The organism is Endozoicomonas sp. ONNA1 (assembly GCF_024606325.1).
Classification (GTDB): domain Bacteria; phylum Pseudomonadota; class Gammaproteobacteria; order Pseudomonadales; family Endozoicomonadaceae; genus Endozoicomonas_A.
Window position 1 is genome coordinate 1 of sequence record NZ_JAHHPN010000788.1, and the last position, 8,019, is coordinate 8,019.

An 8,019-nucleotide genomic window follows, 5' to 3' on the forward strand; every position below is an offset into this window, starting at 1 on the left:
TCCTCAATTTTATGCCGTCCTCGCTACGGGCGCCATTCTCGGTCAGGCTCCTAGAAACCAGGTTGATACTGAAAGTCGCATTGGTAGTCGCATTGGTAGTCGCATTGGTAATAGAAGCAGAGGACTGAGGGTCTGTCATGCAAACAGCTGAGTCAAAGTAGAACTGACCCTCGACGTTGGTCAGTCCAGTCAAAGCAGTGGCTTTGGAATCATTGATAGGAGTCCAGCTATTCACGATCTGGCAAAGTGTCGGTGCACTGGTCGTTGCCATGCCGACGGTTGAACTCTCAGATCTCTGACACTCACCTGCCAGTGGCAATGGATCAACGGCTTTCAGGGAGAAATATTCGTTGTCTACTTTCCACAAAGTCATTCCCAGGAAGTCGTTACAGGCCAAGGCCAGATCAAGCTTGTCATAGATAGTTAAAGCTGTCGTTGTGACGTAGATATTGTTACCAGCCAGATTAATGAGAGGAGCTTTTCTATAGGCAAAAACGAAAAGACCTTTTAAAGCGAGCCCTCCCCTTCGGGTTTCAATTCCTGTACGAATTTCGCTACGTGTCTTGCCTTTATTGTCAATATCAACAGTGTTTCTGAAGATATTAATATTGCTTCCGGATCCAATGGCAATCTGGGCCAATTCCGAGATTTTGCCCCGGAATGTGTTCTCAATTATTTCGAGCTTATTTGACAGGTTATTGATGTTTCGAAAATTAATGAATATTGCTTCCTCGGGAATCATACTGAGTTTTGTCGTGCGGATGGTTTCACCAATGACCTTGTTATTAGCGAAACGTAAGCCCGGGCCCGTGTGCAAATCATTGGTGGATGCATCCAGATTCGCAGAGCAATTAATGTTAACTGCGGCCCAGACAGGGAGATAAAAAACGTTGTTCTCTATAGATAATGTCCGGTTATAGCAATTTGTGTGAATAACAGCGTCAGTGAGAGTATCGGGATTAACTCCGGTTGGCCGGAAAGTAATATGTTTTATATGATTGTCTCCTGTTTCTCCAGAATTGAATTTGCGACTGTATCCAACTCCAACCCCGATCATATATCTATTGGTAAAGTTATCATGAAGCTTGATAACAATTTCAAAACCGTCATCAGCAGCCCCGACGATGTCCTGACCGCTCTTCAAAGCTATTGCACTGGCAATAAGATATTCAACAGTGGGCTTACCTGTCACAGGGGTAACGGCTGGAGAAGTTGTTTTGGAGGAAAGCAAGATAACAGTGTTATCAGGAATCTGTTTTATCAACTCACTTAAATCATCTGCAGCGTTGGCAGTGAGAACAACGCACTGTCGTCCGCTAACAAGATCACGGTATTGGTTAAGCCGTTGTTCAACCCCCGTCGTTTGATCTCTGAGAGAGCTGCATAATTCTGTTGGGATGGGAGGTGCCGTAGTAGGTGCAGTAGTAGGAGCTGCAGTTGACGATTGAGCTGCGGCTGTCGGTTGAACAGTGATTGTAGATTGAGTCGTGTTTTGAGCCTGAAGGTTCAGGGCAAGTAACAGAAATACAGGAATGATGAACAGGGACGGATGGTGCTGCAACTTAATCATTTTCAGGACTCCCCGGAAAAGTCGATTGGAAGCCTAGACGCTGTGTTTATACTTATCCATTAATATGATTAAGGTGTTGCAAGAAAATAGATGTATCTTTCTGTCTAATCTCTCTTTAGTGCTGTTGCTCAGGGTGCAACAGACTCTTTAAACCGAGGCGATGAATCAGCTCAGGTTATAGTTGCAACAATATGGCCAGAGTGGCTATGACCCCCAAACCATTGTTCACTGCGGTTGTACCCGCTGATGAACTGGAAACCGGACTGTTACTGAAAGTCATATTGATAATGAAATCAGAGGACTGAGGGTCTCAGGGTCAGGAGAGTTGGGGTGGATCATATATGACACCAGCTTTTTAACCCGTTTCATTGGTTCCCTCATAAGCAACCCTGTTAAATGCCCTGGAGCGCAGTATGCTGGCCATTTTGCCCAGGGCTGGATTGGGGTAACTGTCCTGAAGACGCTCCAGAACATGCGTAAGTACAATGCCTGATACGGAATCGAGCTTTGGCTCTGAAGATTCAAGGGCCGCCAATACATTAATGCGCATCATTGCCATCAATGCACGATCAGGGCCAGCAGCCTGACCAACTGCCAGGTTGAGTTCGTCAATCATCATGGTAGTAAGTTGCCTGCTGTGCACCGGCTCACCTGAAGCCAGTATGGGAGAATCGTAAGACAGCAGGGTTGACGGGGCAGTGTCCATAGGGCTGATCAAGTCAACCACATAAACCCAGTCTTTCGTTGTATACCCTTCTTTTGAACAAAGAATGAGGTTGCAGAAATAACATTTTGTGCCGTAATAAAACGCCTCACCAATGTTAGTCATAAGCAGCTTACATTTCTCAGGCAAGTCACCGCGTGAAAGGGCAGCTTCCTCCAGACGATGATAGAACCGTTCTTTGATCTCACTGAATTGCTCTTTATTAAGTACCAAAAGATCTGTATCCCTTGGCATGACTGAGCGCTCAACAACTCCCCGGGATATTTCGCCCGGTAACAGATCATTGCCGGATACCCCATTTAATGCCTCGCTTCCCCAAAGTGACTGGACCTGCGTCTGATAAGCACGGCTTCCCAAATATACCACAGGCTTATTTTCACGATTCAACGCCTGTACTTCGCTGGCGATTTGCTCATGAAAATAAGCTCTTGTATTGAGAATATCCGGAGTATCTCCAGTAACAGATGTCTTTGCGGCAAAATCTGCCAGAGTATAACGGTTATTACTGGATTGTTCTTTAGATCGGCCATTTTTAATTTGGACTGGATTCGGTTTATGACTACCACCGGTTTTGACTAATGATAGTTTTTTAGAGTTATTTAGATCTTTTAAGTAGCCTGCTATGAAAGCAATATTTTTTTTCAATTTCTTCCCACAACTGACGGTAGCCTGTTCAAGCTTGAGAATGGTTGGAAATTCATTTTTGAGAATATCGATCCGTTTACCGCTAACGAGGACAAGAGCAGAATTCAAACGCTGAAGCTGTTGCAAACTGTAGTATAAAGTAGCATGAATTGACTCGAACAGCGCAATTTTCAGGCAAATATCTTGTTCATTAATGACGTGTTCTCTGATGTTGTTCAATTGCCTGAAAGCGTCTTTGAAACAGGTTTTGATGTTTTGGTTGATCTTATCAAATTGATCAATTTTCTCTTTAATCCCGGAATCATTCGCTTTGATTTTTTCTTTCCATTTCTCTTTGCTCATCTTAAGCGAGCGCGATGAATCACTGGTATGAATGCATGTAAGGCAGGCCTCGAGATCATTGAATATTGAAGCGCATTGAGAAACATGCTCAACGAGCATTGCACAGTAATAACTGCAGTGGAAGAACGTCAGCAATAATTCGGTGTGCCGCGATTTTACATTGTTTTCAAAAATATTAATGAGCCGTTCACAGGACTCTCTGCCCAGTTCTGAGATGTTAATGTCTGAATTGTATGCATCGCACTCTTTATTAATGAGTTTTAAAATATCATTATTCTGGATAAGTATTTGTGTCAGCTGGGATTTCAGGTATTCAGGAAGCTGCTGCGGATTGTCATTTGTTATCCCATCCGAGGTGGCATGTTGCATGATGACTTTTCTGGCCTCATGAATGCTATTCCTGATGGCGATCGCTTGATTATTGGTCAGAATCTGTAACCTATGCCAGGCGAGAGATAAACGACGACGGTATTTAAAGGTTTTCATTCCATCACTGGTCAATAAGCCAAGCTCCTGCAACTGATCTGCCCATGGATCCAGAACATCCAGTATTTGTTTCAGCTCCTCCGTCTTCATTACCTTTATTAACGGTGACTGGTTCTCAGTGGCACTCTCCTTGTGAGCAAGAAGGGTACTCAGGTAAGTAGAAGCAGCTTCAAGCCCAAGGATGAAATACATACTAAGTGGGTTGGGTCGGGATTGTGTATATTCTTTAACATCTTTATGCCAGCTTTCGATGTTGATTCCTGCTGTATTATTATCTTTAAGAGCTTGAATAACTGGCTCCAGTGAATACTCGTTATGGAAAACTATTCGAGTGGTTGCTTCAAAAGCCTTATCGGCTTCATCCCACCGTCCTGATAATACAGCTGCATGGAATAACTCTGCACAAAATAGATGTTGCCCAATCGCCTGTTGGTCAACGCACACTGGTTGGAATGTGTGATCATCCCCTTCTTCCCTGTATCGATCTATTGAGCTGAAAAGGCTTCCAGAAGCGATATTCAAGATATCTTGAGAATCTTCCCTGTTCAGGACTTCCAATGAACCCGTGGCAATGACAGTGAGCAGATTGCTGACCCCTTCACTCAGGATGTTAGACTCACGTAGCTTAAGTTCGGGGCATTCCCGAGGGGGTGCATGCAAAATTGAATGGTACTTCCTTGGTTCTACCGGTGCCCGAAGGGCGATATGGCTGTTGAAATCAGCGTATCTTATCATGCTCTCTACAACAGAGCGGACATATGACAAATGGCAAACAATAGATTCGCTCAGAAAACTGTTTGATTGCTGGCCCGGGGAATCAGCCATGGAGGCCCATCGACATAACATTCTATCGAGAACACGATAGTGCCTGGCGAGCCACACTGCTACGTTACACATATCATCGCTCAAAAAAAGCCGTTTGGACAATACGGCATATTGACTTCTGTTAGCCAATTTTCTTGCGTTATACCAATCGACCAGTTTGTATGAACTGTCTTTGAATACCTGATATTTATTAGCAAGACGCTTGAGCAAAGCCAGTCTGTTGTAGATTAAGCTATGGAACTGAGGACCATCTGTATCAAGAAACGTTCTATCAAAAAACTCTTGATCAAGTTTCGTTGTAAATTCGAGTAATTCACGCTTGAAGCTTTGGACAGCCGCTATCGTAATTTCTTGAGAAGGTGGGGACGGTGCTCCGTGGAAACAAGGCAGAGTATCCAAAATAATTTCATCACGCAGAGGCTTCAGGAGAATGTTTAAGGCAGGACTGCAGGCTGCTGAGTCCTCCGGCAAGCTCTGGTCAGAAGCTGATGTCAAATCAGGTGTATGATAGGTTTTTTCTACTGAACTGGTCGCAGCCTGTCTTTCTGTTAGAGAAAAATCGCTGGGTTCGGAGTATGCCGGGTCATTGGTTTTATCAATGCACGCTAAATGAGACTCTGGATTTATTGCAGAAGCCCTGGCAGTAGTTGAGTCTGCGTCCGCCAGTCTTTCTGAGCAGTCCTGAGTGGCGGTGCATCCTTCAGGGTCAGGCTGCTGGTAAGAAGGCGGAGCATAAGTGTTCTTGATATTTTGCATAATTGTTGCCTGATTCGAGTAATCATTATTTAAAGAACGGCATGTTCTATTGAGACATAATTACGCTGACTTAGTTCCCCGGAATTAATTACACTCGCTCCTCAAGGAGTAAAAATTTGGGAGTGAGTTCTATCTTTTTTAACATATTCAAGACCTTACACGGGTTATGATAGTTTCGAAACTTAAGATAATAAAAGTGGTCACATCACTGCAGCAAACCGGCTGACCAGAATGCAGCCTCCCAAAAGCCACTTGCTTTTAGCCCCTGAGTCCGGCATGTTGTGCAGGCTTTTCTCACCCTCATCAGTATAAGTTGCATAAGGGGATATCTATGCGCTCTCTTTTAAACGATTTTTTCAGCCTCTATGAGCGCTCAATGTATCATCGCCCATGGTTAAACAGATTCCTGGCGTCGACCCTCAGCTTTTTCATGGTCGCATCGGTCTCAGCTGCTGGATCCAAAGCTGAACAGGCCACCCTTCAGTTACCAGCCAAATCTGAGTTACTGGTTCTTGACGGTACCAATGCCAGAGACCTCGACTTCAAGGTGGAAGCTAACAAGCCCATTCCTCTGACCGATGAACGCCATCAGATTGTTTTTCAATTATCTGATGTCGTCACTAATGGCGGGGACCGGACGCGCTTCACCTCCAAACCTTTTGTTCTGACCTTCCATCCAGCAGTTGGCAAGCAATACACTATTGATACACCCGAACTGAGAAACATGCGTCAGGCAGAAGCGATCAACGATGACCCCACCAGCAAGATTTCATTGAAGGATGCAAAAGGCGAAGCCGTTCCTTTTAAATTTGCCATTCTGCCCAGCAAGGGTATCCAGCTCGGTCGCAACTATGCGGCAGACGTCCAAAAGTTTAATCGTTCTGACAGCCCGGCAGCGGCCAGTGAATTTTCAGGTTTGGGTGTCTTTGCAGAGCAAACCACGGGCTTTGCCAATGCAACTCAGAATGAGGAGATCTATGGTTCTGCTGCCAATCAAAATGACGATGCCAATATGAGCGCCAGCATGTTGCGCTACTGGTTTGAAAAAGCCGATCCGAAAACGCGGAAGGCGTTCGTCAACTGGGCCCGGGAACAAGTCAGCCAGTGAGACTCGACAAATTTCTTTGTAAAAGCACCGAACTGACCCGCTCAGAAAGCAAAAGACTTCTGAAAACCGGGTCGGTGAGTGTGGAGGGTGTTATCGTCAAAAATCCGGCCTGTAAGGTTACTGACGATGCTGAGATTCTTCTGGATGGCGCACCGCTGACGCTGGTGGGATCTCGTTACATCATGCTCAACAAACCGGTGGATACCATTTGTTCGACACACTCAGGAACAAGAGCCGAACTGTATCCATCCGTTATTGATCTGCTGGATGTCATCAAATCAGATCGTCTCAGGATAGCCGGTCGGCTGGATGTGGATACCACAGGGCTGGTGCTGATTACAGACGACGGCCAGTGGTCTCATAAAATCACATCACCGGTTAAAAAGTGTGGAAAACGTTATCGGGTAGAACTAGCCATGCCCCCGGATCAGTCTGCCATCGAACAGTTTGCACAAGGTATTCAGTTGCAAGGGGAGAAAAAACGGACCCGACCGGCGCAGCTTGAATTTATTTCTCATCAGGAAGTACTGTTGACGATTCATGAAGGCAAGTACCATCAAGTCAAACGCATGTTTGCAGCTCTGGGTAATCGTGTAACGGCCCTGCATAGGGAACAGATAGGCTCTATCACTCTCGACCCTGATCTGGAAGCGGGTGAGTGGCGCTATCTGACTGAAGACGAAATCAATTCCGTTCAGGAAGTCACCAGCTGACCTCTGTTAAAGGTGGAAGTAGCTGGAGCCATACCCACGGAAGGGTCAATTCTGTTGCCTGCCACTTTTGCGATCGTTGCCATCATTGCCAGGTGATGGATCAGATGGCTGCTGGCAAAGATCAACTCCCTTCCCAGTGTGGATTTCAATCGCACGCTGCTGCTTGCTGACAAAAGTACTTCAGTTTTCATTACAACCTCTAATGCCAGATCTTCGGCTTTCAATGCTTGCAACCATTGCAGCAAATCTTTCAACTCTGCCAGTCCCGCATTTTTTTCATGCTCCAGCAAAAGCCCCCTGCGTCTAATATCATAATCCACCAATTCGTCAGAAGAAGAACGGACAGCTTCATACAGATCCAGAACATGACGCAAGTGCTGGCCGATTGTGCTTTGAAAAAGGCCTGAATCACTGAAACGGTAATCATTAGCACTCATACCAGAAACAAAACCGATCATCTGCTCAACCGCTTCCTGATTGCCCAGCAGTACCTGCTCAAAATCACTACGCATGGTAAGAATCCCCTTTTTTCTCAATATCTATTGCGTTTTTTTCAAGACAATATTTTTTCATTCATGGCGGCTCTATCCGCCCTGACAGTCGCGCTCTGCCAGCTGTAGCGGAAATAAACCAAAGCTAAAATGGAGGCAATAAAGTACACAGCCTGAAGCGCTTCCAGAGGTGGCTTTACCTGATGCAGAAACAGAGCTGTGACCATAAACAACAGAGCCACGCCCAATTGAGAGCAGTAACTTTTCAGTAAAAGGTAGGCATGGGTATTCGTTTTATCCGAACGATCAAAGAACACTTTGTTGAATGACAACCGGAACAGACTGGTCAGAAAAGCAAT

5 protein-coding genes and 1 pseudogene are annotated in these 8,019 nt (G+C 45.3%); 2 read left to right on the top strand and 4 right to left on the bottom strand.

Annotated features, from left to right (window positions below):
- Positions 1 to 1,570, bottom strand: a 1,570-nt coding sequence (locus KDK19_RS18860) for a hypothetical protein (protein WP_257292618.1), incomplete at its 3' end; no start/stop codon positions are given.
- A gap of 355 nt (positions 1,571 to 1,925) precedes the next feature.
- The gene (locus tag KDK19_RS18865; protein ID WP_257280185.1) at positions 1,926 to 5,348 is read right to left on the bottom strand and encodes a hypothetical protein; all 3,423 of its coding nucleotides are present in this window, start codon (positions 5,346 to 5,348) and stop codon (positions 1,926 to 1,928) included.
- A 331-nt stretch (positions 5,349 to 5,679) separates the two neighbouring features.
- Here KDK19_RS18865 and KDK19_RS18870 point away from each other — a divergent pair, with 331 nt between their 5' ends.
- A complete protein-coding gene (locus tag KDK19_RS18870; protein ID WP_257292619.1) occupies positions 5,680 to 6,456 on the top strand; it encodes a DUF2057 domain-containing protein in 777 nt (258 codons plus the stop codon).
- Positions 6,453 to 7,169 (top strand): 16S rRNA pseudouridine(516) synthase RsuA, encoded by a 717-nt coding sequence (gene rsuA, locus KDK19_RS18875; protein WP_257288409.1) that lies wholly within the window; start codon positions 6,453 to 6,455, stop codon positions 7,167 to 7,169. The genes KDK19_RS18870 and rsuA overlap by 4 nt, the downstream gene beginning before the upstream one ends.
- Here the strand turns inward: rsuA and KDK19_RS18880 are convergent.
- Both KDK19_RS18880 and KDK19_RS18885 read right to left on the bottom strand, forming a co-directional pair.
- Positions 7,151 to 7,681: a DinB family protein gene (locus KDK19_RS18880; protein WP_257280188.1), complete on the bottom strand. Its 531-nt coding sequence runs from the start codon at positions 7,679 to 7,681 to the stop codon at positions 7,151 to 7,153. The genes rsuA and KDK19_RS18880 overlap by 19 nt on opposite strands.
- Positions 7,682 to 7,722: 41 nt before the next feature.
- Positions 7,723 to 8,019: pseudogene (locus KDK19_RS18885) on the bottom strand (hypothetical protein); the annotation flags it as partial.